General features: G+C 64.8%; 30 protein-coding genes, 1 pseudogene and 1 riboswitch. Of the genes and pseudogenes, 15 read left to right on the top strand and 16 right to left on the bottom strand.

The window, feature by feature from the left end; genetic code table 11:
* Position 1: 1 nt before the first annotated feature.
* Together IPF76_RS06135 and IPF76_RS06130 are read right to left on the bottom strand one after the other, a co-directional pair.
* Entirely contained in the window at positions 2-451 is a 450-nt protein-coding gene (locus IPF76_RS06135) for a hypothetical protein (protein WP_293840988.1), read from the bottom strand.
* Positions 452-564: 113 nt separating this feature from the next.
* Positions 565-1,008: a DUF6265 family protein gene (locus IPF76_RS06130; RefSeq protein ID WP_293840985.1), complete on the bottom strand. Its 444-nt coding sequence runs from the start codon at positions 1,006-1,008 to the stop codon at positions 565-567.
* Between the two features lie 82 nt (positions 1,009-1,090).
* On the opposite strand from IPF76_RS06130, the gene IPF76_RS06125 reads away from it, so the two are divergent.
* Both IPF76_RS06125 and thiC read left to right on the top strand, forming a co-directional pair.
* On the top strand, positions 1,091-1,777 hold the full coding sequence (locus tag IPF76_RS06125; protein WP_293840982.1) for a helix-turn-helix domain-containing protein: 687 nt from the start codon (positions 1,091-1,093) through the stop codon (positions 1,775-1,777).
* A 348-nt stretch (positions 1,778-2,125) separates the two neighbouring features.
* Positions 2,126-2,237, top strand: a riboswitch (TPP riboswitch).
* Between the two features lie 42 nt (positions 2,238-2,279).
* Entirely contained in the window at positions 2,280-4,172 is a 1,893-nt protein-coding gene (gene thiC / locus IPF76_RS06120) for a phosphomethylpyrimidine synthase ThiC (RefSeq protein ID WP_293840979.1), read from the top strand.
* A gap of 196 nt (positions 4,173-4,368) precedes the next feature.
* Here thiC and IPF76_RS06115 read toward each other — a convergent pair whose 3' ends face one another.
* The 3 genes from IPF76_RS06115 to IPF76_RS06105 all read right to left on the bottom strand — a co-directional run bounded on the left by IPF76_RS06115 (position 4,369) and on the right by IPF76_RS06105 (position 5,959).
* The gene (locus IPF76_RS06115; protein ID WP_293840976.1) at positions 4,369-4,608 is read right to left on the bottom strand and encodes a hypothetical protein; all 240 of its coding nucleotides are present in this window, start codon (positions 4,606-4,608) and stop codon (positions 4,369-4,371) included.
* Between the two features lie 171 nt (positions 4,609-4,779).
* Positions 4,780-5,445, bottom strand: a complete 666-nt coding sequence (locus tag IPF76_RS06110; protein ID WP_293840973.1) for a DUF2726 domain-containing protein — start codon at positions 5,443-5,445, stop codon at positions 4,780-4,782.
* A gap of 37 nt (positions 5,446-5,482) precedes the next feature.
* Positions 5,483-5,959 carry a hypothetical protein gene (locus IPF76_RS06105; RefSeq protein WP_293840971.1) on the bottom strand — a complete coding sequence of 159 codons (477 nt, stop codon included), beginning with the start codon at positions 5,957-5,959 and terminating at the stop codon, positions 5,483-5,485.
* A gap of 428 nt (positions 5,960-6,387) precedes the next feature.
* Between IPF76_RS06105 and IPF76_RS06100 the strand changes: the two genes are divergently transcribed.
* Entirely contained in the window at positions 6,388-6,711 is a 324-nt protein-coding gene (locus IPF76_RS06100) for a hypothetical protein (RefSeq protein ID WP_293840968.1), read from the top strand.
* A 17-nt stretch (positions 6,712-6,728) separates the two neighbouring features.
* On the opposite strand, the gene IPF76_RS06095 is transcribed toward IPF76_RS06100, so the two are convergent.
* Positions 6,729-7,445, bottom strand: coding sequence for a GGDEF domain-containing protein (locus IPF76_RS06095; protein ID WP_293840966.1), 717 nt, complete (start codon positions 7,443-7,445; stop codon positions 6,729-6,731).
* A 193-nt stretch (positions 7,446-7,638) separates the two neighbouring features.
* Between IPF76_RS06095 and arr the strand changes: the two genes are divergently transcribed.
* From arr to IPF76_RS06070, 5 genes are all read left to right on the top strand, one after another.
* Complete coding sequence (gene arr / locus IPF76_RS06090) at positions 7,639-8,064, top strand: NAD(+)--rifampin ADP-ribosyltransferase (protein ID WP_293840963.1); 426 nt, start codon at positions 7,639-7,641, stop codon at positions 8,062-8,064.
* A gap of 117 nt (positions 8,065-8,181) precedes the next feature.
* Entirely contained in the window at positions 8,182-8,655 is a 474-nt protein-coding gene (locus IPF76_RS06085) for a glycine zipper 2TM domain-containing protein (protein WP_293840960.1), read from the top strand.
* A gap of 169 nt (positions 8,656-8,824) precedes the next feature.
* Positions 8,825-9,772 carry a hypothetical protein gene (locus IPF76_RS06080; RefSeq protein WP_293840957.1) on the top strand — a complete coding sequence of 316 codons (948 nt, stop codon included), beginning with the start codon at positions 8,825-8,827 and terminating at the stop codon, positions 9,770-9,772.
* A gap of 33 nt (positions 9,773-9,805) precedes the next feature.
* On the top strand, positions 9,806-10,354 hold the full coding sequence (locus tag IPF76_RS06075) for a hypothetical protein (protein ID WP_293840954.1): 549 nt from the start codon (positions 9,806-9,808) through the stop codon (positions 10,352-10,354).
* A 28-nt stretch (positions 10,355-10,382) separates the two neighbouring features.
* Complete coding sequence (locus IPF76_RS06070) at positions 10,383-10,967, top strand: hypothetical protein (protein WP_293840952.1); 585 nt, start codon at positions 10,383-10,385, stop codon at positions 10,965-10,967.
* Here IPF76_RS06070 and IPF76_RS06065 read toward each other — a convergent pair.
* On the bottom strand, positions 10,964-11,392 hold the full coding sequence (locus IPF76_RS06065) for an OsmC family protein (protein ID WP_293840949.1): 429 nt from the start codon (positions 11,390-11,392) through the stop codon (positions 10,964-10,966). The genes IPF76_RS06070 and IPF76_RS06065 overlap by 4 nt on opposite strands.
* Before the next feature lie 46 nt (positions 11,393-11,438).
* Positions 11,439-11,771 (bottom strand): DUF962 domain-containing protein, encoded by a 333-nt coding sequence (locus IPF76_RS06060; RefSeq protein WP_293840946.1) that lies wholly within the window; start codon positions 11,769-11,771, stop codon positions 11,439-11,441.
* Between the two features lie 131 nt (positions 11,772-11,902).
* Between IPF76_RS06060 and IPF76_RS06055 the strand changes: the two genes are divergently transcribed.
* Positions 11,903-12,124, top strand: coding sequence for a hypothetical protein (locus IPF76_RS06055; protein WP_293840943.1), 222 nt, complete (start codon positions 11,903-11,905; stop codon positions 12,122-12,124).
* 105 nt (positions 12,125-12,229) lie between these two features.
* Here the strand turns inward: IPF76_RS06055 and IPF76_RS06050 are convergent, their stop codons facing one another.
* From IPF76_RS06050 to mutM, 8 genes are all read right to left on the bottom strand, one after another.
* Positions 12,230-12,415, bottom strand: a complete 186-nt coding sequence (locus IPF76_RS06050) for a hypothetical protein (RefSeq protein ID WP_293840940.1) — start codon at positions 12,413-12,415, stop codon at positions 12,230-12,232.
* Between the two features lie 157 nt (positions 12,416-12,572).
* Positions 12,573-13,028 carry a YaiI/YqxD family protein gene (locus tag IPF76_RS06045; protein WP_293840938.1) on the bottom strand — a complete coding sequence of 152 codons (456 nt, stop codon included), beginning with the start codon at positions 13,026-13,028 and terminating at the stop codon, positions 12,573-12,575.
* Between the two features lie 13 nt (positions 13,029-13,041).
* The gene (locus IPF76_RS06040) at positions 13,042-13,173 is read right to left on the bottom strand and encodes a hypothetical protein (protein ID WP_293840935.1); all 132 of its coding nucleotides are present in this window, start codon (positions 13,171-13,173) and stop codon (positions 13,042-13,044) included.
* A 78-nt stretch (positions 13,174-13,251) separates the two neighbouring features.
* Positions 13,252-14,010, bottom strand: a complete 759-nt coding sequence (locus IPF76_RS06035) for a sulfite exporter TauE/SafE family protein (protein WP_293840932.1) — start codon at positions 14,008-14,010, stop codon at positions 13,252-13,254.
* Positions 14,007-14,732 carry a uracil-DNA glycosylase gene (gene ung, locus IPF76_RS06030; RefSeq protein ID WP_293840929.1) on the bottom strand — a complete coding sequence of 242 codons (726 nt, stop codon included), beginning with the start codon at positions 14,730-14,732 and terminating at the stop codon, positions 14,007-14,009. Before ung ends, IPF76_RS06035 begins: the two co-directional genes overlap by 4 nt.
* 287 nt (positions 14,733-15,019) lie before the next feature.
* Positions 15,020-16,378 carry a chromosomal replication initiator protein DnaA gene (gene dnaA, locus IPF76_RS06025; RefSeq protein WP_293840926.1) on the bottom strand — a complete coding sequence of 453 codons (1,359 nt, stop codon included), beginning with the start codon at positions 16,376-16,378 and terminating at the stop codon, positions 15,020-15,022.
* Between the two features lie 504 nt (positions 16,379-16,882).
* Entirely contained in the window at positions 16,883-17,146 is a 264-nt protein-coding gene (gene rpsT / locus IPF76_RS06020) for a 30S ribosomal protein S20 (protein ID WP_293840923.1), read from the bottom strand.
* 187 nt (positions 17,147-17,333) lie between these two features.
* Positions 17,334-18,146, bottom strand: coding sequence for a bifunctional DNA-formamidopyrimidine glycosylase/DNA-(apurinic or apyrimidinic site) lyase (gene mutM, locus IPF76_RS06015; RefSeq protein ID WP_293840920.1), 813 nt, complete (start codon positions 18,144-18,146; stop codon positions 17,334-17,336).
* A gap of 105 nt (positions 18,147-18,251) precedes the next feature.
* Between mutM and IPF76_RS06010 the strand changes: the two genes are divergently transcribed.
* The 6 genes and pseudogenes from IPF76_RS06010 to dut all read left to right on the top strand — a co-directional run.
* A complete protein-coding gene (locus IPF76_RS06010) occupies positions 18,252-18,989 on the top strand; it encodes a class I SAM-dependent methyltransferase (protein WP_293840917.1) in 738 nt (245 codons plus the stop codon).
* Entirely contained in the window at positions 18,986-20,530 is a 1,545-nt protein-coding gene (gene ubiB, locus IPF76_RS06005) for a 2-polyprenylphenol 6-hydroxylase (protein WP_293840915.1), read from the top strand. The genes IPF76_RS06010 and ubiB overlap by 4 nt, the downstream gene beginning before the upstream one ends.
* Positions 20,531-20,574: 44 nt before the next feature.
* On the top strand, positions 20,575-20,835 hold the full coding sequence (locus IPF76_RS06000) for a type II toxin-antitoxin system CcdA family antitoxin (protein ID WP_293840912.1): 261 nt from the start codon (positions 20,575-20,577) through the stop codon (positions 20,833-20,835).
* A complete protein-coding gene (locus IPF76_RS05995) occupies positions 20,835-21,131 on the top strand; it encodes a CcdB family protein (protein WP_293840909.1) in 297 nt (98 codons plus the stop codon). Before IPF76_RS06000 ends, IPF76_RS05995 begins: the two co-directional genes overlap by 1 nt.
* 4 nt (positions 21,132-21,135) lie before the next feature.
* On the top strand, positions 21,136-22,455 hold the full coding sequence (locus IPF76_RS05990; RefSeq protein ID WP_293840907.1) for a bifunctional phosphopantothenoylcysteine decarboxylase/phosphopantothenate synthase: 1,320 nt from the start codon (positions 21,136-21,138) through the stop codon (positions 22,453-22,455).
* Positions 22,427-22,879, top strand: a pseudogene (dut, locus tag IPF76_RS05985) (dUTP diphosphatase); the annotation flags it as partial. The gene IPF76_RS05990 and the pseudogene dut, both read left to right, overlap by 29 nt.
* Positions 22,880-22,909 lie beyond the last annotated feature (30 nt).

The raw sequence follows: 22,909 nt of genomic DNA, 5'->3' as shown, positions 1-22,909 counted from the left end.
GTCACGCCGCCCCGTCCTGCAATTCGCGGTCATAGATGCGCGTCCAGAGCAGGCTGGCGGCAAGCGCGACAACAAAGGCGCCAGCCGCAATCCCCCATTTCACCGCAAGCGATAGGTCGTTGACCCGCGCATGGATTTCGGCGCTCATGGCTCCAAGCACGAGCGCCACCAACGCCAATGTCACGCCCAGCGTCCGCCCCTTGCGATACCCGCTGACGAACACCCCGTAACGCTGTCGGTCGTCGACAACGAGCCAGGCAACCGCCGCCATGGCAAGAACGAACAACAGGATCTGAAGCGGCGGCCCGAACCCCTGGCTGAGCACGATAGCGCCGATTACGGCGGCAAAGGCGACATGCCGCCACAGTGGATATTTCGGGCCGCTCGCCGCGAATTCACGCTGAGCCGCGGCCATGCTGTCGAGCGCCGCCTGGGCTTCGATCGGGTCCATCACTTGTCTCCATGCTTTCCAATATGGAAAGTCATAGGTCGCGCTTTCCACTTTGGCAAGTGATAATTTTCCATCTTGGAAAGTCGGCGCGTCGCGTTCGTTGATGACGGCCATCAGCGGCGGTGAAAGGTCCAGCGCATCGGCTTTGACCCGTCGATCAGCGACACCGTCGCGGTCATCGCGTCGCCGTCGCGGACATAAATGATGCGCTGCGGGTAATCATGCGCGGCGTTTTCGAACGTCGCGCTCGTACCACCGCGCTGCACCAGCCGGAACGCTACCGCTGCGCCCCCGCCGGGTTGCGCGATATAGGCCGGGACGCCATCGGCACCCGCCGCGATCCGCAGAAACTCGAACTCGCGCAAGCTGTCGCCGCGCCCCGACCGGCTATGCCCCAACATCACCCCGCCGCGCGGCAGGGTCCAGCTTTCCTCGGTCCAGCGCTCAACCTCCTCGCGGCTCCATTGCCCCGCGAGCCAAGCCAGATCGTCGACGGTCGCCGCCGGACTCGCCGCCGCCAGCACCGCCGCAGCCGTCATCGCCAAAATTATTTTCATAACTGCCTCCTGTCGCCCCCGCCTGCCAGCATCGCGGCATGCTGGCTTGAACCGACACGACAATCATCGTCTAACCGCCGCAATGGATTATCGCGAGACCCCACTGCCACCGCCGCTCGCCGGGCTTGTCAAAGCGCGCTGGACGCTCGCAGCGGACGGCGCAGCCGACGAATGGCTGCCGCAACAGGCAACCCCCGATGGTTGCATCGAAGTCATCCGCCGCACCCGCGGCCGCTCGCGCTGGGGCTGCGCACAGTCCGCCAGCTTCGTCGTCGGGCTCGTCGACCGCCCGCAGCCGTTCGAAATTAGCGGCGACGCCGCATTCGAGGCGCTACGGCTGTGGCCATGGGCGTGGAAGCTGATCGGCGACATCCCGCTCGCCGCGCTCCACGGACGCTGGCAGGCGATCCCATCCCCCGATTTTGCCGGCATCCAAACACGGCTGGCGGCCACGCCCGAACTCGCCGCCATCGGCCGCGCGATCGTCGCTGCCACCAGCGTCGCCGCGATGGGCGAGGCGACCGGGATGAACCCGCGCGCGCAGCAACGCTGGTTCGCCAGCCACGTCGGCATGGCGCCGCGCCAGTACCTCCGCCTGCTGCGTTTTCAGGGCGCGTTCGCAACGCTGCCCGGCGAATCCACCCTTGCGGACCACGCCGCCGATCGCGGCTTTGCCGACCAGGCGCATATGGCGCGCGACTTCCGCACCCTCGCCGGCGTTTCCGCCAGCACCGCCCGCCGCCGTGCGCGCGGACCCTTTCTCGACTAGCGAGCGGCGCCTCCGTCGTCGCGCACACCGACGGGCATGGGCGCCTCGCCCGGACCGCCCGGCGACATTCCCAGCAGCTGCTCGCGGCCCGGGACCGTTGCAGACATATTTCTGCGCCTGCGCTGCTGACGGCCACAGCCAGCAGGCCAGCACGACTGCGAGCGATTGCCCCACCCGGCTCGCCAGTTCACGGATCGCATGATGCTTGGCTTTCGCATCTGACTGAAAAGGCGATCCTAATCGCTGATCCGCACAGAAATAATGTCCATGATCACACCGGTACACCGCGCCAGCGCCGCCAGGCCGCGGCGCTTACGATGGACAGCGACGCTACGGCCCGCTACACCTCTGCCATCCCCGGGGAGCCTGCCGCGCAAACGCAGGTTGAGAGCGGAATAGACCGCGACCCGTTGAACCTGATCCGGATAATACCGGCGGAGGGAGGGTCGGCGTTCCGCACCGGAAAACCGTCTTTCGCTCCGACATTTTGGAGCGACAACATATGGCCGACATCGATTCCCGCCTCGACAAAGCGCAAGCCCAGCCCATCGGTGTCACTACCGGCCCGATCCGCGGCAGCCGCAAGATCCATGTCGCGACCCAGACCGGCAGCGGCATCCGCGTCGCGATGCGCGAGATCATGCTCGAGCCCTCGTCGGGCGAGCCCCCCGTCCGCGTCTATGACACCAGCGGCCCCTACACCGACGCCAATGCCACCATCGACATCAACGCCGGCCTCCCCGAGATCCGCGCTGAGTGGATCCGCGGCCGCGGCGATGTCGAGGAAGTCGCCCAGCGCGAGGTGAAGCCCGAGGATAACGGCCAGCTCGGCCCGGATCGCTCGGGCGGCGTCCCCGCCTTCCCCAACGTCCGCCGCCAGGTGCTCCGCGCCAAGCCCGGGCAGAACGTCAGCCAGATGCACTATGCCCGCCGCGGCATTATCACGCCCGAGATGGAATATGTCGCCGAGCGCGAAAATCTAGGCCGCGCGCGCCTCGCCGAATATAAGCGCGACGGCGAAAGCTTCGGCGCCAGCATCCCCGATTATGTCACCCCGGAATTCGTCCGCGACGAGGTGGCGCGCGGCCGCGCGATCATCCCCAACAACATCAACCACCCCGAATCCGAGCCGATGGCGATCGGCCGCAACTTCCTCGTCAAGATCAACGCCAATATCGGCAACAGCGCGGTCGCCAGCGACGTCGCGGCCGAGGTCGACAAGATGGTCTGGTCGATCCGCTGGGGCGCCGACACCGTCATGGACTTGTCGACCGGGCGCAACATCCACGACACGCGCGAATGGATCATCCGCAACTCACCGGTACCGATCGGCACCGTCCCCATCTATCAGGCGCTCGAAAAGGTCGGCGGCGTCGCCGAGGATCTGACCTGGGAAATCTTCGCCGACACGCTGATCGAACAGGCCGAACAGGGCGTCGACTATTTCACCATCCACGCCGGCGTCCGCCTGCCCTACGTCCCCCTCGCCGCAAAGCGCATGACCGGCATCGTGTCGCGCGGCGGCAGCATCATGGCGAAATGGTGCCTCGCGCATCACAAGGAAAGCTTCCTCTACGAACGCTTCGACGAGATTACCGAGATCATGAAGGCCTATGACGTCGCCTATTCGCTGGGCGATGGCCTGCGCCCCGGCAGCATCTACGACGCGAACGATGAGGCGCAGTTTGCCGAGCTCTACACGCTGGGCGAACTTACCAAGCGCGCCTGGGCGCACGACGTACAGGTGATGATCGAGGGTCCGGGCCACGTCCCAATGCACAAGATCAAGGAGAATATGGAAAAGCAGCTGGAGGCGTGCGGCGAGGCGCCCTTCTACACGCTCGGGCCGCTCACCACCGACATCGCGCCGGGTTACGACCATATCACCAGCGGCATCGGCGCCGCGCAGATCGGCTGGTACGGCACCGCGATGCTTTGCTACGTCACGCCCAAGGAGCATCTCGGCCTGCCCGACCGCGACGATGTGAAGGTCGGCGTCATCACCTACAAACTGGCCGCCCACGCCGCCGACCTCGCCAAGGGCCACCCCGCTGCGCAGGTCCGCGACGACGCGCTATCGAAAGCGCGCTTCGAATTCCGCTGGCGCGACCAGTTCAACCTGTCGCTCGACCCCGACACGGCGGAGCAATATCACGACCAGACGTTGCCGGCGGAAGGCGCCAAGACCGCGCATTTCTGCAGCATGTGCGGCCCGAAATTCTGCTCGATGAAGATCAGCCAGGAAGTGCGGGAGTTCGCCCGCTTGCAAAATCAGGAAACCGAAGGTTTCATTGCGGTCGAAGAGGCGGAGAAGGGCATGGCGCAGATGAGCGAAGTCTATGAAGAATCGGGCCGCGAACTTTATCTGGGTTCCGGCGGGCGCGAACACGATTGAGCGCGATTCGGCGGATAACACTTATTTCCCCGGCAGGGTTAAATCGGCCCTGTGCTGCCATCATTTACCGCTACCCGGTTGACCCGTCGGGCCGATCGGCAGATGCTGAAATAAGCAGGGGGCCGCATGAGCGAAGACTTGCAAAGCGCTGAAGTCGTGGACTCCGGATCAAGCCCGGGGTGACGATAATGAAATCTCAGCTGAAGCGACGACGAAACCAGCCCCGCTTTTTGGGAACGACCGGCGACTGGCCGGAAATGCGAACCAGATAATTGCCCAGGATCGCCGCCTGCTGCTTGGTCATCAGGAACCGGAACAAGTCGGGGTCGTGATTCTTTGCCGCTTCCGAAGACTGCACGCTTTCGAGCCGGAGCATGATGCGATCACCCGCATCATGATGATCCCAGCCCACCAGTGCCCCGAAACACTCCATCATCTCGCCTTGCCCCCACGATTTTCGCGCGACCGATGCCGACGGCCCGATAGGGGCTTTTACCAGACCTGCGGCGGAATGTCGTCCAGTCGTCAAAGGAGCCAATGCTTGGAACCCGCCAAGGTGCGGACCATCGTGGCAGACAAAGCGTCGCTGCCGCATTGAAGCGGCAGATTATCCGACCCCGGGAGCCCGCCCCACCAGCTTGCGCACCATCGTCCGCACCTCGGCGGGCGTATCGCCGCTGACCACCTCGACATAGCCGATACCCGCGCGGCGCAGCGCCTCGCGTTTCACCGCGTCGCGCGCGGCGGTGTTGTTGCTCAGATGATGCCCCGTGCCCTGCATCTCGACCGCGTGAAGCGGGCGGCAGTCGGCGTCGACGATCAGCAAATCGACGCGCTTCGAATTGACCGCAAAGAAGGCCGCCTCGTTGGGGGTCGCCAAAATCTCGCCGAGCGACACCTGCCCCATCGCGCGCCAGCCCGGGCTTTCCTCGGCCAGCGCCTTGTCGAGCACGGTCAGCAAGCGCCGCTCGCCTTGATTGAACAAGGGCCGAGCGGTGAACGCCGCTTCCATCACGACGCGGAGCTGTTCGGCGGCGGTCGCGACCGGGCTGGCGGGCTTTGGCGGCGGTGCCACCGGCACGGCCTTGGCCTTGCCGACGCTCCATGGCCGCTTGCCGCCGCGCTTCTGCCACCGCTCACGCCGCTCGGCGCGCTTCCACCCCTCGACGATCCGCTCGGCCCCCACGCCAATTGCCGCACCGACCGCCAGCACAAGTGCCAGCAGCAACGGTTTGTCGATCAGGGCCAATATCTCACTCGGCATGGGCGGCATGATAAGCTGGCCTTGGTTATCATCGGGTAACCCGCCGCTACCCCACCACCATCAGTTGCGACGGAAACGGCATCGTCAGCATCCCCGCCGCGTCGGCTTCGCCGCCCCGCCATGTCGCATAATCCTCCTCGGCCAAGTTCGCTGGCATCGCCTTGGGGTGCAGCAGCTCGACCGGCGGGTAGGGGGCGCAGGTCAGGAATGCATGGGCATCGCCGACCGCGGTTCGGCGCCACAGCCCCGCGACCTCGCCGTCCGCGACGCGGAACCAATGCTCATCTTTTGCCTCCTTGCCGTCCGGCCCCGGCTGGGTTCGGCAAAGCGGCTGATCGGCACCAGCCACCGCTGCGCCGGGCGTTTCAGCATATTGGCCCAGAACGGGCTGGCCAGGTTGCCGACGTTGGTGACATATGTGGTCGCCGTCGTCTCCGGCCGCTTGCCCGGCCAGCGTGAGCCGCACTGCCCACCCCATCTCGCCTGCAACGCACGCCATCGACCGTGCGGGCGACATCGCCATCCGGCGCGGCCACACATCGATCCGCGTCTGAGAAAAGGGCGGCTCATAATCGTGCGGATCGATCCCAACATATTGCCGCCACGTCGGCGGCGCCTAGGGGGGATTCTGAAAGTGGTTGCACATGGTGGCGGCATCATGCCGCTCCCCGGCGACAAAGTTAAGCCGCCGCGACCGGTGGTGCGATCGCCTCCGCACCGCTCTGCGGACCTTCGGCCAATGGCGGATGGGACGGCCCGATCCTATTTCGCGCACCGCGGCCCCAAAAACCCTTTCCCACAATCTGCACATCTGCTTCAACGTATCGGACGCTGCGGCAGCACTGCCTCGGGCTTTCGCTCCGTCTCCGTTACCGCATCGTCATTGGGCTGAACTTGCCTGAACTTTGGCAGCCGACCGATAACAAGGGCCGCCCCCACGAAGGTATCACAATGTCGCACCCCTCGAAGATCGTCCACTGCACCGGCCCGCACGATCCGCACGCGCTCGACGGCATTTCGGTCCGCCACCGGACCGGCGATCTCGACGTGCGTTGCCCGGTCTGCAGCGGCCATGGGCAGTGGAACAGCCAGATCGACCTGGTCAGCCACCGCTCGATCCGCGTCCCCTGTCCCAAGTGCGACGGGCGCGGGTGGATCGAGACCGGCGAGGATATGGTCCCCAGCCACGACATCGCGCTGTCGCCGCCCTCCAGTACGGGGCAGCGCCACCCGATGTGGACCGTTCGGCTCGATCCCTCCGACGATGTCGAATAGCCGCTAGCCGCGGCAAATCAGCTCGCCAGCGCCATCCGGTCGCGGCCGCCGTCCTTCGCCGCATAAAGCGCGGCGTCGGCGCGCGACAACAGGCTGTCCAGCCCTTCGCCGGACTGCGCCGCGGCGACCCCGAAACTGCACGTCATCCGTTTCAGCCCCGGGGCCGCGAGCACCGGCATATGCGCCAGTTCGGCGGCGATCCGCTCCACCAGCGCGGCGGGGTCGGTGGCCGCGGGGACCAGCAGCGCGAATTCCTCGCCGCCGATCCGCGCGACGATGCTGCCCGCGGGCGCCGCCTTTGCCAGCACTCCGGCGGCATGGACCAGCGCCAGGTCGCCCGCGGCATGCCCCATGCTGTCGTTGATGCGTTTGAAATGGTCGATGTCGGCGATCAGCAACAGCACCCGCGCGCCTGCTGCCAATCGCGCGCGTGCCGCCTCGACAAAAGCGCGGCGGTTGTGCAGCCCGGTCAGCGCGTCGCGCCGCGCCAGCGTGTCGAGCGCAGCGTTCGCCTTGTGCAACCGCCAGCTCAGCAGCGCCACCCAGCCATAGGCGGTCGGCGCAACCAGCAACGGCACGATCGCCGCCGCCCACATCGCGCCTTCATATTTCAGGTCGCCAAACTCCACGAAACTCAGGTGGGTGAACAGCATCGACGCCGCGACCGAAACGCCGACGACCAGCACCCCGCCCACGATCAGGCGTTTCGCTGGGCTGTTGGGGACATCGGGCATCGCCGCGGTATAGCGGCGGATGGTAAATTTATCTTGAGCAAAAACGGCGCGACGCCGCCGTGCCGCTTAGCCATGATGGCCCAGTCAGGAAAAGGGACGATCCGCGGCATTTTCATTTTGGGTCAGCCTGACCGATGACGCATAAGGACGCCCCTTTGGCCGCACCGCCGCCCTTCAACCAAGCGAATGTCTCGTGACCGACGCCCCCTCACCCACCGGCCCCGATCGGGGCGCAACCTTCTACCATGGCACCCGCGCCGATTTGCAGGTGGGCGACCTGCTCGCCGCGGGCTGGACAAGCAATTATGGCACCGAAAAGCCGCTGTCGTGGATCTATTTCTCCGCCGCGCTGGAGTCCGCAATCTGGGGTTGCGAGCTGGCGGCGGTCGACGGCCGCGAGCGCATCTACATCGTCGAACCCACCGGCGACTGGTGCGACGATCCCAATTTGACCGACCAGAAATTCCCCGGCAACCCGACGCGCAGCTATCGCAGCCGCGCTCCGCTGCGCATCGTCGGCGAAGTCGCAAGCTGGGAGCCGCACCCGCCCGAAGTGCTCGCCGCGATGAAGGCCAATCTTGCCCGCTTGCAGGCGGAGGGCGCGCCGATCATCGACTGATCCTCCGCAACGCTCGCGCTACCGCGGAACCAAGCTCTCCACCGGGGGTCTATCAACCAGAGGGGTAAAACATACGACCCCGCGTGCCCCGCACGCGACCTCATTGGAGAGACCTCGATGAAAAAGATGATGATGATCCCCCTCGCCGCTGTGACCGCGCTCGCGGCTGGCTGCGCCTCGACCGGCGGTTATGGCGGTATCGGGGCTGGTGCCGCTTATGACGATGGCGGCTATGGCTATTATGACCGCGACACCTACAGCCAGTACGGCAATTATGATTATGACCGCCCCGACCCGCGCCATGGCGGCTATTATGCCGACAATTACTACCGCACCGACCGCCGCTACAAGGAACGCCGCCTGTCGTCGAACGACCGGGTGTATCGCGGCCGCGACAATAAATATTATTGCCGCCGCAACGACGGCTCGACCGGGCTGATCGTCGGCGGCATCGCCGGCGGCGTCGCCGGCAACGTCATTGCTCCGGGCGGGTCCGAAACGCTCGGCACCATCCTCGGCGCAATCGGCGGCGCGGTCGCCGGACGCGCGATCGAACGCAGCGGCAACAACAACGACGTGCGCTGCCGCTAAACCTCGGCCAGCTTAGGCGTGGCGGCGATATTGCGCCGCCACGCCGCTGCCGCTGATCTGTCGCAGGTCGATGGAGGGGCGCCGCACATTGCCAATGCGTCCGTCCTCTCGTCGGCGCCCGCCTGCCCTTGGTCGAAGCGCGCGCGACGCGGCGGCCCGGCTGGGCCATATGGAACGCTGTCGGAACCTGCGCGGCGGCCCGTCCCCGCGGCCGGGTTTCGGCATCGTCGCCGTCCAGTTTCGGGAGCCTGCCATGCGCTTTGTCCTGCTCACCGCCGCAATGCTCGCCGCGCCCGCCGCGGCGCAGAATGACGCGCCGATCGTCGTCATCGGCCAGCGCGATATCGAACAGCAGATCGAATCCTTCGTCGGCGCGCTCACGCCGGCGTCGCCGCGTGGCCAGATCGCGCGATTTGAAGCCGCCGTTTGCCCCGGCGCCTTTGGCATCCCCGATGCTCAGCGCGACACGGTCCGCGATCGCATCCGGGCGGTGGCAAAGGAGGTCGGACTCGATGTCGCGGCGCCCGGTTGCAAGCCCAATCTGCTTGTCGTGGTAACCGCTGACAAAACCTCGTTTATCAAAGCGCTGGGCAAGGATCATAGCTATATGTTCGGCGATCGGACCCCGACGCAGATCCGCAAGATCATCGCCGAGCCCGGCCCTTCTGCCGCGTGGCAGATCCAGACGATGGTCAACGCGGACGGCCGCCCAATCTCGAACGAGGCCGATATGCCGATCAACCGCTCAACGCGCACCCCGTCGCGGATAACAGCTGCGGCTCGTCCAGCGTTTATGGCCGCGGTCGTCGTTGTCGAAAACAAGGCGCTCGACGGGCTGACCACAACCCAACTCGCCGACTACGCCGCGATGCGCGCGCTCGCTCGCATTGAACCGGCGCGGATCGACGCCGCGGCCCCGGAGACAATCCTGCGCATCCTCGACGCCGCCGCCGACAGCGAAGTGCCGGTGACGCTGACCCAATGGGATTTCGGCTTTCTCAAGGGGCTTTATTCCAGCCCCAACAATCTCTACGCGCCATCGCAGCGCTCCGAAATCGGGCGCGTGATCGAACAGGAAATGGACCGCTCTGACGGCGGCGCTGCGCCCCGTCGCTGATCGGTCGCTTGGGTGAAGGGATGATGAGGGATCATGGCAGCCCGTGACGTGCTGGAAATCGGCGCGGCCAAACAGCGCTTAAGCTTGGCGCTGCGGCCGCGGGTCGTCTTGATCGGCCTGACCAGTTGCGCGATGCAGTTCCCCGGCGATGCCGAGGACCGCATTGCGGTGAGTGACCGCGTGTCGCACGCCGAGGCGGCAGGTCCGGATGCTGCGGCATGGAGCGCAAGCACCGTCTCCCGCGTCACTGCGCTCGACGCCGATCCCGACATTCGTGCGCTACGCCAACGGCTGTTTGACGCCGGTGTCGCGTCGGCGTTCGAGGGGGACCATGACGACGACGGGCTGTGGACCAGCCTGGTGCTGCGCTGCCCGCGCACGCAATTGGCGGCGGTCGAGACGCTTGCCGCCGACGACGCGGGGATCGACGCCGCCGACCGTCCCACCGCGACCGAGCGCTTCATCACCTATATGCTGCGCAACCACCATCGCGACTGGCAGGCGAACCGCGCCAGACTGCCCGATGTCGGCGAGAGCCCCTATACCCCGCACGCGGAATGGAACCTGCTCGTCGGCACCTGATGACCCATCGATAACCCCCGCCATTGTTATGATCGACGATTTCGCGGCCGACCCGCACGAACTGCGGCGGCAGTCGCTGGCGCTCGGCCATGAAACCGGGGACGAGAATGCCAATTATCCGGGCATCGTGTCGGCGCGCGCGCTGCCGGTCAAAGGGCTCGACGACGATGTCCCGCGCGTCGTCGGCACGCCCGTTATCGGAGCTGCGGGCACCCGCCACGGCCACTGCCGCCTGACACTGAAGGGCGATCGCGGGCGCAGCGGCGTTCACATCGATCCCGCAAATACTCGGGCATCCTCTACCTCAGACTGCCCGAACATTGCCGGGGCGGCACCGATTTCTATCGTCACTGCCGCAACGGACTCGACCACGTCCCGACCACGCGCGGCGGCATCGCCGCCGCGGGATATAACGACATCAACCCGCTGGTCGACGCGGTGGTCACGCGTGACAGTGCCGGCCCGGCGCGCTGGGAAAAAAGCTTCACCGCCGATGCGCTGCAATCGGCCGAACCTGTTCAGCCCGTGGATGTTCCACAACAGCGCGGCGGGTTTCGGCACGACCCTCGCCGATGGGCGGCTTGTCTATCTGATGTTCTTCGCCGCCGCCTAATTTTCAAGGCTATGCTCGAGCGAGATTTCGCAATCGAGCAGCTTCGACACCGGGCAGTTCATCTCGGCTTCCTTGGCGATGCGGGCAAATTCCTCGGCGCTGATCCCCGGCACCTTGCCGGTCAGAGTCAGCGCCGATTTGCTGATCTCGAAGCCACCTTCGACTTGGTCCAGCGTCACCGCGGCGCTCGTTTCCAGCGTGTCGCCCGCATAGCCCGCACGCGCCAGCCCGAACGACAGCGCCATCGTAAAGCATGCCGCATGCGCCGCCGCGATCAGCTCCTCGGGGTTGGTCCCCGGCAAACCCTCGAACCGCGTCCCGAACCCATAGGGCTGCTTGTCGAGCACCCCCGACTTGGTCGTGATCGATCCCTTGCCCTCTTTGCCGAAACCTTCGTAGCGGGCGGATGCGCGATTGACGGTCATGCGATATCTCCTTGGCTTGGAACATAGGGATTGGACGGGCTGCGCATCAGCGCTGCACCCCCGCCTTGCCGAGCTCGCCGCCGAGGCGCCCGGTCAGCCATAGCCCCCACATTTTGAAATCGGCCGCGAGACTCCACAGTGGGTAAGTAAAAGTCGCGGGCCGGTTCTTCTCGACCCCGAAATGCGCGGCCCAGGCAAAGGCATAGCCCGCGAGCGGCAACGCGATCAGCCACCCCCACCGCCCGCTCACCACCGCTCCGATCGCAATCAAGACGACCAGGCTGGTTCCGATATAGTGCAACGCCCGCGTCGACGCCTTGCTGTGCTCGCGCAGGTAAAACGGCCAGAAATCGGCGAAGCTGGTGTAGAGTCGCGGCATCGCGGGAGGATGCGGCGCGCAAGCTGGACGGTCAAGACCCGCGATGCCAGTCGGCCCCGCCGCGCGATTTCGGCTTCGATCGGCGGCACATCATGATAGACTGGCGTCCTTGGCAACAAGGGGATGGATCCATGAAAAAATCGACGCGCGCGCTGGTCGGGATGGTCGGGCTCGACCTGGTCGTAATCATCGGCGCCTGGTGGATGGTCGGACAGACGCGCAGCGGGGCGTGGAACGCGCCCGATCCCGCCGCTTCGATCAGCATGATCACCTCTACTGCCGGGGTGATCGTCGGAGTCGTCACCGCGGTGCTGCTATTCGCGTTCGCCATGCACCGCCGCGCTGGCAACTGACGAGGGATACACAAAACAACAACCCTCCCGCCGGGGTCGCTTCGGCGGAAGGGTTGGTGCCGGTCCGGCGTGGTGCGCCGGGCCAGAGGTGAATATTCCGGCCGTTTAGCGCGCCGCGGCTTCGCGGACCTTCTGCACCGCGGGCAGCAGCAGGCCGATCAGGATCTGCACCGGGTTGGTGACAATCGTCATGCTACCCTGCGCGGGCTGCGCCGACTGCGCCATTGCCGGGGTCGCCGACAGCGCGAGAGTCAGCGCGAACGCGGGGGCGAGAAGCATCTTCTTGGTCATCGTCTCTTCCTTTCGATTGCTGTGATCGGGTTTTGAATTTCGCTCGGGATGCTCCCGATGCACCGATTTATGGCGCGCGCCGCGGGGCGCCGCCGTGATCGCCGTCACTGGCCGCAAAGAAAATAATCAAAACATTGAAATAAAACGAAAGAAAAAGCTATCGGCGCTTCAGCCGCACCAGCGCACTGTCGAGCACCTGCAAGAATTGCGAGCGATCGGCCTTGGAAAAAGGCGGCGGGCCGCCGATCTGATCGCCGCCAGCGCGCAGATCAGCCATGATCGCGTGCGTCGCGATCGCAGGGCCGATCGACGCCATGGTGAAGGGTTTGCCATTGGGGCCAAGCACCGTCGCGCCCGCCTTCAACGCGCGGTCGGCAAGCAGGATGTCGGCGGTGACCACGATGCTCTGCGCATCCGCCGCATCGGCGATCCAGTCATCGGCGGCGTCGAAGCCGTCGGACACTACGATCCGCTCAATCAGAGGGTGGTTTGGCACGCGCAGGCGGCTGTTACTTACCACCTTCACCGCAACCTCGTGCCGCCAAGCGACACGGTAGATCTCGTCCTTCACGGGACAGGCGTCGGCATCGACCAATATCGTCGCTGTGGTCATGGCGGCGGCGCGGTTACTTCTTCATATTGTCGAGGCCTGCGACCACCCCGACCTTTGTCGACGGGTTGCTGGCGTTCGCCTTCTTCGGCTTTTCGGCCTTGGGCTTGCGGACTTCGCGGCTCGTCTTCTTTTGGCCTTTGGCCATGGTCAATACCTTGAAAGGGGGCGGACGCCTGTGCCCGTCGCTGCGCAGCCTACGCCTTTTGCCGCCACAAGTCGCCCCTTATCCCGCCAATCCGTCCCACATCAGCTTCGCACCGAGCAGCACCATCAACAGGTAAATCAGGACATAGAAGCGCGCGCCATCGATCCGTTTCAGCCACCGCACCGTCAGCAATGTTGACACGATCGCCAATGGCATCAGTAGCGCTGCTGCGACCAGCACCTCGTGCGGAAACGCGCCGAGCGCGATATAGGCGGGTACCTTCATCCAGTTGATCGCCGCAAACAGCACCGAACTGGTCCCGACGAACGCCAGATGCGGCAGGCGGCGCGGCGTCACCCACATCTGAAACGGCGGCCCGCCGGCATGCGCGATCTGGCTGGTGAAGCCGGTGGCGACCCCGAACAGGCTGCCGATCCAGCCGGGTGAACTCGACGCCGCGACGACGCGCCCACCACGCTCGACCCACAGGCGATAGACGCCGAACGCCAGCGTGATCGCGCCCAGCGCCGCCATCAGCTTAGCCTCATCAACCTGCTCGGCGAAAAAATAGCCCGCGGCGATCCCGACCGCAGCGCCGGGCAGCATCCAGCCGATGATCCACCCGTCCCATGTCCTGCGGAACGACCAGACGCTGACGACGTCCTGCACGATCAATATCGGCAGCAGCAGCGCCGCGGCGAGCGTCGGCGGCAATACGAGCGCGACGATCGGAGTCGCCAGCGCGCCGACCCCCGACAATCCGCCCTTGGCCAACCCGAGCAGGATCACCGAGATGGCGAGCACGAGCAGCGTGAGGGGATCGGATAACAGGCTCACGCAGGTGTCGCGCCTGACGTTTCCCGCGGTACGGCGGGCAACGCCCAGTCGATCGTCCCGCGCCCGTGCGCCGCCAGAAAATCATTCGCCTGGCTGAACGGCCGCGACCCGAAAAAGCCGTTGTGAGCCGACAATGGCGAGGGATGCGGCGCGCGCAGGATCAGATGCGGGCTGCCCGCGCCCAAATCCGCAACATCCGCCGCCTTCTTCTGCGCATGGCTGCCCCACAGGATGAAAACCTTCGGCGCCGGGTCGGCGGCGACCGCCGCGACGACGGCGTCGGTGAACTTCTCCCACCCCTTGCCCTGATGCGACGCCGCCTGTCCCGCCTCGACGGTCAGACAAGTGTTGAGCAGCAGCACGCCTTGTTCCGCCCAATGCCCCAAGTATCCGTGCGACGCGCGGGGAATGCCAATGTCACTCTGCATTTCCTTGTAGATGTTGACCAGGCTCGGCGGCACGCGCATCCCCGGCTGCACCGAAAAGCACAGCCCATGCGCCTGCCCCGGCCCGTGATACGGATCCTGCCCGAGGATGACGACGCGCGCATCCTGCGGCGGCGTCGCATCAAGCGCCGCAAACCAGTCTCGCAGCTGCGGATAGATGACTTTGCCCTTGTCGCGCTCGGCGCTGAGAAATGCCTTCAGCGCCGCCATATAGGGCTGCGCGAACTCGCCGCCGATCGCTGCGAGCCAGTCGGGATGCAGTTTGACCTCAGCCATGCTGCGCGCTTCACCAGAGGGGGGCGAGAATGTCCAGCCCTGCCGTACGGCCTTTCGATGCGTTTGATATTCTGCAGCTGCGAATGGCAACTAGCGACCACATGCGGTCACCCACAACCATGTCATCGCGGCGAAAGCCGGGATCTCGCCGGCGCGTTAATCCGAGAGGTTGAGATCCCGGCCTCCGCGGAGAGGGCGAAATGGGAAAGGCCGATTCCCACCCCAAAGGCGTCACCCGCATCACCGCCATTGCACAATGTGGATAACTCCGGGGATAAGCCTGTGAATCAGCTGTTCAAACTGCGCCGGATCGCTGCGATTTCCGCATCAAGTTCGCTGTCGGCGATGCGCAATGCCTCAACCGTGCGTACCGCGTGGATCACCGTCGAATGGTCGCGCCCGCCAAAGCGCCGTCCGATTTCGGGATAGGAGCGCGGAGTCAGTTCCTTCGCCAGGTACATTGCGACCTGGCGCGGGCGCGCGATCGCGCGGACGCGGCGCTTCGAGGCCATTTCGGACTTGTCGAGCCGGTAATGGGCGCAGACCGCGCGCTGAATCTCGTCGATCGTGATCCGGGGGCGCGCGGTGCGCACATTTTCGGCGAGCCGGTCTTCGGCCAGCCGAAGGTCGACCGTCGTGCCGGTCAGCGCGGCATAAGCGAGCAGTTTGTTGAGCGCGCCCTCAAGCTCGCGGATGTTGCGGGTGAAATGCTTGACCAGATAGGCGACGACATCGTCGGGGACATCGAGCATCGGCATCAGCGCCAGCCGCTGGCGGATGATGCGTTCGCGCAGATCATCCTCGGGCGCTTCGATGTCGGCAACCAATCCGCCCGACAGGCGCGACAGCAGCCGCGCCTCGACCCCGTCGAGCATCGACGGCGGACGGTCGGCGGTGACCACCAGACGCTTGCCCGCGGTCATCAGGTCGTCGATCGTGTGGAGCAGTTCTTCCTGCGTCGAATTTTTGCCGATGACGAATTGCAGATCGTCGAGCAGCAGCAGGTCGGCGGCACGCAGCCGTGCCTTGAACGCCATCATGTCGCCGCCGCGCATCGCGCCGACGAATTCGAGCATGAACTTTTCCGCCGACATCAGGATGATCGTCGCGGTCGGATGCGCCGAGGCGTAATCCTGCGCGATCGCCTGGAGCAGGTGCGTCTTGCCCTGCCCGGTGCCAGAGGCGAGGTAGAGCGGATTGAACTGCGGCGCTTCGACCATCGCCATGCGGCGCGCGGCGTTGGCGGCGAGGATGTTGCTCCGCGCGATCACGAAGCGGTCGAACGACAGGCGCGGATCGAAGGGTGACGGAACGGTGATCACCGCCGGAACGGGCGTGTCGAAGGTCGGCAGCGGCGGGTTCGCGAGGATCGCGGCGCGGTCGCTCGCGCCGGCGCCGCCACGCACGGTCACACCGCGCACGGTGGGCAGGTGCTGGCGCCAAGCCAGTTCGAGCCGGTCGCCGAAGCGTTCGTTGATCCAATTGGCCGAAAAGCGGCTGACGGTTTCGAGCGTCACCACGCCGGACATGGCGCAATAATCGCCAAAGCGCACGGGCTTCAGCCAATGGTCAAAGGTGCGCACGCCGAGGTCACGGCGCAAGCCTTCGGCGACGCGCGGCCAGAGCGTGGCGGCGTCACCGCTCATCGCTCCATCCCTTGCACCATCACCATGAAGTCTTCCGCTCTCTGTCACGCCGCACCGCCCCCGCTGATCCCCCGTCCTCGAAACCTTCGCGCAGCCACTCCACACGCCGAGTCGTCGCTTGCGCGCAAACGCAAGCATCCTTTCCGGGATCAAGCGCCCGAAGAAGTGCGAATCATGTCGATGTGGCGGCCACCGGCGAAGGCCGACGACGCATCTGTCTAGTCAGGACGAAGCGAGTCGAGCAAGGGGTGGTGGTGTAAAAATACTGAAATAAAAATCTTGACTCGGCAGGGGGGCCGGAATCGCGCGAAACCCGTATTTTCTCTAATATTTTCAATTGTTTAGATATTACGATCCGGTTACAGATCAACGAATCGCAGTAAATCCGCCACTTACCGCACCGCAACACAATTGCCATCGTCCGGTCACAATCGGAGGCGCAAAAAAAGACCCGCGGGCTCTACACCGGCGGGTCTTTTTTGTTCCCTTTCGGGACAGCGCCGATCAGGCGATCGTATTGACGCTCTTGGTCAGCCGCGAGAATTTGCGCGCGACGGTGTTCTTGTGCAGCACGCCCTTGGCAACGCCGCGTGCCATCTCAGGCTGCGCCGCCTTCAGCGCGGTCGCCGCAGCGTCCTTGTCACCGGCGATGATCGCGTTCTCGACCTTCTTCACCAGCGTGCGGATGCGCGAGACGCGATTCTTGTTCACGATGGTGCGCGCGGTGTTGCGACGGATGCGCTTTTTTGCCTGCGGCGTATTGGCCATAAATTCCTCGGTTTCCAAACGGTCTAAGTCAGTCGGAGCGCAGCGTCACCGGAGCAGCCGAATCGCGCAAACAGGCGAATCAATGTCCGGATACGGCCGGTTCCGGTAACCCGGACCCTGCTCGAAGGGTGCGCGCATAGCCAGCATGGCCCATTTGGTCAATGGCTTTTGCGGAAAAGCCCCCGCATCACCGCTGGCATTTAGGGCAATAGAAGGACGAGCGGCCGCTCTGGACGATCCGCGCGATCGCGCCGCCGCATTCGCACGCCTCGCCTTCGCGGCCATAGACGCGCCAGTCTTTCGCGAAATAGCCAAGTTCGCCATCGGGCTGCTTGTAATCGCGCAGGGTCGATCCGCCCGCCGCGATCGACGCCTCGAGCACCGCCTTGATCGCGGGGACGAGCACCGCGAGCTTTGCCCGCGACACATCGGCGGCAGGCTTCGTCGGGTGGATGCGCGCCATGTTAAGCGCCTCGCACACATAGATATTGCCGAGTCCAGCGACGATCGTCTGATAGAGCAGCATCGCCTTGATCGGCGCGCGGCGACCCGCGAGCACGCGGGCGAGGTAGGCGGCGTCGAAGGCTTCTGACAAAGGTTCGGGACCGAGAGTGATGAACGCCGGAAATTCCGTCAACGGATCGCCCGCGACCAGATCGACCGACCCGAATCGGCGCGGGTCGTGGAGCATGAGCCGCTGTCCCGCCGCGGTGTCGATGAGCAGATGATCGTGCTTGCCGGGCTCGCCGTTACCGATCCGCCAGCTGCCCGACATGCCGAGATGAAAGATCATATGGTCGCCGCGGTCGGTGGCGATGATGCCATATTTGGCGCGCCGCGACAGACCGGTGACGATCGATCCGGTGAGGCGCTGGGCAAGATCAACGGGAAAGGGACGGCGCAGGTCGGGGCGCAGCGTCGAGACGCGCACCAGCCGCTGGCCAGTCAGGTGCGGCGTCAAGCCGCGAACGGTGGTTTCGACTTCGGGCAGCTCGGGCATAAGATCATCCTGACCTGCTGCGGCTACGCGCCATTTGCTTGCGCTTCAACCCTTGGCTAAAGGCCGGTGCGACTTCGTTTCTCCCCGCGCAAAGGCGTACACGCAATGTCCACTCCCGACACCGTCAGCTTCGGCTATGAACAGGTTCCGGCAACCGAGAAGACCGCGAAGGTCGGCGAGGTGTTCAGCCGCGTCGCGCGCAAATACGACATTATGAACGACGCGATGTCGGGGGGTATGCACCGATTGTGGAAGGACCGCTTCGTGCGCCGCGTGAAGCCGCGCGAAGGCGAGGCGATCCTCGACATGGCGGGCGGCACCGGCGACATCGCTTTCCGCATGGAGCCCTCGGGCGCCAGCATCACTGTCGCTGACATCAACCCGGACATGCTGGGCGTAGGCATGGAGCGCGCCGCCGAGCGCGGGATCGATTCGCTCGTATGGAGCGAGCAGAATGCCGAGACCTTGTCGTTCCCCGACCAGTTTTTCGACGCCTACACGATCGCGTTCGGCATCCGCAACGTCACCGACATTCCCGCCGCGCTCAGGGAAGCGCACCGCGTGCTGCGTTATGGCGGGCGGTTCTTCTGCCTCGAATTTTCCACCAACGAATGGCCGGGGTTCGCGCAGGCCTATGACGCCTATTCGCATCATCTGGTGCCCAAACTCGGCAAGCTGATCGCGCAGGATGAGGATAGCTATCGCTATCTGATCGAATCGATCCGCCGTTTCCCGACGATGCCCGAATTTGCCAAAATGATCGGCGCTGCGGGTTTCACCGCCGTCAAGGTCGAGCCGATCATGGGCGGGTTGGTTGCCATTCATAGCGGGTGGAAGGCTTGACCCGTCCCGTCACCCATATCCTGCGCCTGCTGAAATGGGGTCGCATCCTCGCGCGCCACGGGGCGCTGCGCGGGATCGAAAGTGCGCCGACCACGCCGCTAGGGGTTAAACGCCTCTGCCGCATCGCGCGCTTCGGGACAATTCAGCCGAGAATCCCCGACTATGCCGCCGCGTTTCAGGCGATCGGTCCCGCGGCAGTCAAGCTTGGCCAGACCTTGGCTACGCGCCCCGATATCGTGGGCGAAGAAGCCGCGCGCAATCTGTTGACGCTTCAAGATGCCCTTGCTCCGGTTGCGTTCGACCGTATTCGGAAGGAAATCGAGGCGGCTTTCGAAGCTTCGCTGGAAAGTCTTTATGCCGAATTCGACCCCGAGCCCGTCGGCTCCGCGTCGATCGCGCAGGTCCACCGCGCGGTGACGACCGAGGGCCGCCAAGTGGCGGTCAAGATCCGCCGCCCCGGCATCGATAAGCAGTTTGCGCGCGACATCGACACCTATGAATGGGCCGCGGCGCATCTGGAGGCGCTGGGCGGCGAAGCGACGCGGCTGCGCCCGCGCGAGGTGATCGCCAATTTCCGCCGCTGGACGTTGCGCGAGCTTGACTTGCGGCGCGAGGCGGCTTCGGCATCCGAACTCAAGGACGCAATGGTCGGGGTGCCAACCTATGAGGTTCCCGCGATCGACTGGGACCGTACCACCAGCAAGGTGATGACGCTCGACTGGATCGACGGTATCAAGATTTCGCATCGCGACGACCTGATCGCCGCGGGGCATGACATGGAAAAGCTCGCGGGCAACCTCGTCCACGCTTTCCTGCGCCAGGCGATTGCTGAGGGTTTTTTCCACGCCGACATGCATCAGGGTAATTTGTTCGTGAAAGCCGACGGCACGATTGCCGCGGTCGATTTCGGCATCATGGGGCGGATCAACCGGCAGGCGCGCTACTGGCTCGCGGAAATCCTCTATGGCCTGACCACCGGCAATTACCGCCGCGTCGCCGAAATCCATTTCGAGGCGCAGTATGTGCCTGATTATCATAATGTCGAGGAATTCGCGACGGCGCTGCGCGCCGTGGGCGAGCCGATGCGCGGCAAACCGGTGAGCGAATTGTCGGTCGGCCAGATGCTCGACGGGCTGTTCGCGATCACGCGCGATTTCGACATGCAGACCCAGCCGCATTTGCTGCTGCTGCAAAAGACGATGGTGATGGTCGAGGGCGTCGCGACGATGCTCAATCCGAAGATCAATATGTGGGACGAGTCGGGTCCGTTTGTGAAGGAATGGATCCGCGACGAGCTTGGTCCCGAGGCTGCGCTCGCCGATGGGATCCGCGAACAGGGCAAGACGCTCGCGTTGATCCCCGATATCATCCGGCGGCTGGACGCGCAATTACCGCGCAAAGGCGCCGCCCCGCCCGCACCGCCGCTGCCCGCGATCCCGCTCATGTGGGAAAAGGGCGAGAAGCGGCGCTGGTGGCGTTATGCGCTCGCCGCGCTGGCGGGGGCAGTAGCGGGCGCGGCGGCGCTCAACTGGCTGGGTTGAATCCCAATCCAAATGTGCATATCTTATGCGCAAGGAGAATGGCGATGAACCGTCGGGCGCGATTTGACGAGGTCAAAAAAACCGCGCCCAAAAAGCCCACCAATGTATCGCTCAGCGTCGATCTGGTCGAAGAGGCCAAGCGACTTGGTATCAATGTCAGCGAAGCCTGCCAATCGGGTCTCGCCGCCGGAGTCAAAAAGGCGCGCGAAGCCGCATGGCAGGAAGAGAATCGCGCCGCGATCGAATGGTGGAATGATTATGTCCGCGAAAACGGCCTACCGCTTGCGAAATACCGGCAGTTTTGATGGCGCAGTTCGACGTCCATCGCAGTCCGCACGACGGTGCATTGTTGCTTGATTGCCAAGCCGACCTGTTCGGTCATTTCGGTACCCGTTTTGTCATTCCGCTCTTGCCGTCGGAAGGAAAACCAAAAATGGACCGACTGCATCCCGTTTTTGCGATTTCTGGTGAGCAGCATCTGCTCGCAACTCCGCTGGCATCCGCAATAGGAATAGACGATCTTGGACCAAAGATCGCGTCGCTCGCAGACCAGCGCTACGAAATCCTGAATGCCCTCGATATGCTTCTCACCGGTTATTGACACGATGCCCCAACCCCGCATCCTGCTCATCATCGGCGGCGGTATCGCCGCTTACAAGAGCATCGAGCTCGTTCGCCTGCTTCGAAAGGCGGGAATGACCGTCCGCTGTGTCATCACCCGCGCGGGCGAGCAGTTCGTGACCCCGCTGACATTCGCGGCGCTCAGCGAGAACAAGGTCTATACCAATTTGTTCGACCTGAAGGACGAGGTCGAGATGGGGCATATCCAGCTGTCGCGCGAGGCCGACCTGGTCGTTGTCGCCCCCGCCACGGCGGACCTGATGGCAAAGATGGCGGCGGGTATCGCCGACGATCTGGCCACCACTCTGCTGCTCGCCACCGACAAGCCGGTGCTCGCTGCGCCGGCGATGAATGTGCGCATGTGGCTGCACCCTGCGACGCAGCGCAATATCGCGACACTGCGCGGCGACGGGGTGACGGTGATGGCGCCCGACGAGGGCGAGATGGCGTGCGGTGAGTATGGCCCGGGGCGGTTGCCCGAACCGGCGGCGATCTTTGCGGCGATCGAGAGCCGCCTCTCAAAGCCGTTCGCGTCGAGTGCAGTCGAGAAGCCGCCCCTGCCTTCCCGCGTCTCGACTTCGCTCGACACCAACAAAAGCTTGGAAAGCCAACCCGACTTCGCGCCCGAGAACCACCGCCCGCTGTTCGGCCGCCGCATCTTGATCACCGCCGGTCCGACGCACGAGCCGATCGACCCGGTGCGCTACATCGCCAACCGGTCGAGCGGCAAACAGGGTTTTGCGATCGCCGCCGCCGCCGCCGAGGCGGGGGCCGAAGTGCTGCTGATCGCCGGCCCCGTCGAGCTGCCTACCCCGCCAGGCGTGATTCGCGTCGATGTCGAAACTGCAGTCGAAATGGCCGCCGAAGTGCAGCAAGGCCTGCCCGTCGATGCGGCAATCATGGTCGCTGCAGTCGCCGACTGGCGCGCCGCCGACCCCGCGCGGCAAAAGATCAAGAAGGACGGCAGCGGCGCCGTGCCGCCGCTCGCGCTCGCCGAGAATCCCGACATTCTTGCTGGTGTCGCCAAAAACCCGCATCGCCCGACGCTGCTGATCGGCTTTGCCGCCGAGACGAACGATGTCATCGCGCATGCGCAGGCGAAACTGGTGCGGAAGGGGTGCGACTGGATCGTTGCCAACGACGTCGCTGCCGACCCGATGGGCGGCGAAAGCAATCAGGTGCATATCGTTAGCAAAGACGGGATAGACAGCTGGGATCGACTGCCCAAAGCGGCCGTCGCCCGCAAATTGATGGAAAAGATAGCCGATGAGCTCGATGCGCGTAGCCGCCACCAGCCCGATTGAGATCAGGATCCTGCGCCTGCCCAATGGCGGCGGGTTGCCCCTGCCCGCCTATGCTAGCGATGGCGCGGCGGGGATGGACGTGGTCGCGGCCGAATCGCTGACGATCCGTCCTGGCACGCGTCACGCGGTCGCGACCGGCTTCGCGATGGCGATTCCGGCCGGTTATGAGGTGCAGGTGCGCCCGCGTTCAGGGCTCGCGCTCAAACATGGCATCACCTGTCTCAACACGCCCGGGACGATCGACAGCGACTATCGCGGCGAGGTGAAGGTGATCCTCGCCAATCTGGGCGACGATAATTTCGACATTAAGCGCGGCGACCGGATCGCCCAGCTGGTGCCCGCGCCGGTCCAGCGCGCGACCTTTGCCGAGGTCACGTCGCTCGACGAGACCGCGCGCGGCGGGGGTGGGTTCGGATCGACCGGCGTCGAGAGCGAACCCGTTGATGAAACCGCC

Source organism: Sphingopyxis sp., assembly GCF_016704835.1.
Classification (GTDB): Bacteria; Pseudomonadota; Alphaproteobacteria; order Sphingomonadales; family Sphingomonadaceae; genus Sphingopyxis.
This window is presented reverse-complemented; position numbering and strand designations above follow the sequence as displayed.

What these genes read in the sequence shown, in the direction of transcription:
- IPF76_RS06135 (WP_293840988.1), bottom strand. Translation starts at nt 451, where the DNA reads ATGGACCCGATCGAAGCCCAGGCGGCGCTCGACAGCATGGCCGCGGCT.
- IPF76_RS06130 (WP_293840985.1), bottom strand. Translation starts at nt 1,008, where the DNA reads ATGAAAATAATTTTGGCGATGACGGCTGCGGCGGTGCTGGCGGCGGCG.
- IPF76_RS06125 (WP_293840982.1), top strand. Translation starts at nt 1,091, where the DNA reads ATGGATTATCGCGAGACCCCACTGCCACCGCCGCTCGCCGGGCTTGTC.
- thiC (WP_293840979.1), top strand. Translation starts at nt 2,280, where the DNA reads ATGGCCGACATCGATTCCCGCCTCGACAAAGCGCAAGCCCAGCCCATC.
- IPF76_RS06115 (WP_293840976.1), bottom strand. Translation starts at nt 4,608, where the DNA reads ATGATGGAGTGTTTCGGGGCACTGGTGGGCTGGGATCATCATGATGCG.
- IPF76_RS06110 (WP_293840973.1), bottom strand. Translation starts at nt 5,445, where the DNA reads ATGCCGCCCATGCCGAGTGAGATATTGGCCCTGATCGACAAACCGTTG.
- IPF76_RS06105 (WP_293840971.1), bottom strand. Translation starts at nt 5,959, where the DNA reads ATGGCGATGTCGCCCGCACGGTCGATGGCGTGCGTTGCAGGCGAGATG.
- IPF76_RS06100 (WP_293840968.1), top strand. Translation starts at nt 6,388, where the DNA reads ATGTCGCACCCCTCGAAGATCGTCCACTGCACCGGCCCGCACGATCCG.
- IPF76_RS06095 (WP_293840966.1), bottom strand. Translation starts at nt 7,445, where the DNA reads ATGCCCGATGTCCCCAACAGCCCAGCGAAACGCCTGATCGTGGGCGGG.
- IPF76_RS06085 (WP_293840960.1), top strand. Translation starts at nt 8,182, where the DNA reads ATGAAAAAGATGATGATGATCCCCCTCGCCGCTGTGACCGCGCTCGCG.
- IPF76_RS06080 (WP_293840957.1), top strand. Translation starts at nt 8,825, where the DNA reads ATGGAACGCTGTCGGAACCTGCGCGGCGGCCCGTCCCCGCGGCCGGGT.
- IPF76_RS06075 (WP_293840954.1), top strand. Translation starts at nt 9,806, where the DNA reads ATGGCAGCCCGTGACGTGCTGGAAATCGGCGCGGCCAAACAGCGCTTA.
- IPF76_RS06070 (WP_293840952.1), top strand. Translation starts at nt 10,383, where the DNA reads ATGATCGACGATTTCGCGGCCGACCCGCACGAACTGCGGCGGCAGTCG.
- IPF76_RS06065 (WP_293840949.1), bottom strand. Translation starts at nt 11,392, where the DNA reads ATGACCGTCAATCGCGCATCCGCCCGCTACGAAGGTTTCGGCAAAGAG.
- IPF76_RS06060 (WP_293840946.1), bottom strand. Translation starts at nt 11,771, where the DNA reads ATGCCGCGACTCTACACCAGCTTCGCCGATTTCTGGCCGTTTTACCTG.
- IPF76_RS06055 (WP_293840943.1), top strand. Translation starts at nt 11,903, where the DNA reads ATGAAAAAATCGACGCGCGCGCTGGTCGGGATGGTCGGGCTCGACCTG.
- IPF76_RS06050 (WP_293840940.1), bottom strand. Translation starts at nt 12,415, where the DNA reads ATGACCAAGAAGATGCTTCTCGCCCCCGCGTTCGCGCTGACTCTCGCG.
- IPF76_RS06045 (WP_293840938.1), bottom strand. Translation starts at nt 13,028, where the DNA reads ATGACCACAGCGACGATATTGGTCGATGCCGACGCCTGTCCCGTGAAG.
- IPF76_RS06040 (WP_293840935.1), bottom strand. Translation starts at nt 13,173, where the DNA reads ATGGCCAAAGGCCAAAAGAAGACGAGCCGCGAAGTCCGCAAGCCCAAG.
- ung (WP_293840929.1), bottom strand. Translation starts at nt 14,732, where the DNA reads ATGGCTGAGGTCAAACTGCATCCCGACTGGCTCGCAGCGATCGGCGGC.
- dnaA (WP_293840926.1), bottom strand. Translation starts at nt 16,378, where the DNA reads ATGAGCGGTGACGCCGCCACGCTCTGGCCGCGCGTCGCCGAAGGCTTG.
- rpsT (WP_293840923.1), bottom strand. Translation starts at nt 17,146, where the DNA reads ATGGCCAATACGCCGCAGGCAAAAAAGCGCATCCGTCGCAACACCGCG.
- mutM (WP_293840920.1), bottom strand. Translation starts at nt 18,146, where the DNA reads ATGCCCGAGCTGCCCGAAGTCGAAACCACCGTTCGCGGCTTGACGCCG.
- IPF76_RS06010 (WP_293840917.1), top strand. Translation starts at nt 18,252, where the DNA reads ATGTCCACTCCCGACACCGTCAGCTTCGGCTATGAACAGGTTCCGGCA.
- IPF76_RS06000 (WP_293840912.1), top strand. Translation starts at nt 20,575, where the DNA reads ATGAACCGTCGGGCGCGATTTGACGAGGTCAAAAAAACCGCGCCCAAA.
- IPF76_RS05995 (WP_293840909.1), top strand. Translation starts at nt 20,835, where the DNA reads ATGGCGCAGTTCGACGTCCATCGCAGTCCGCACGACGGTGCATTGTTG.
- IPF76_RS05990 (WP_293840907.1), top strand. Translation starts at nt 21,136, where the DNA reads ATGCCCCAACCCCGCATCCTGCTCATCATCGGCGGCGGTATCGCCGCT.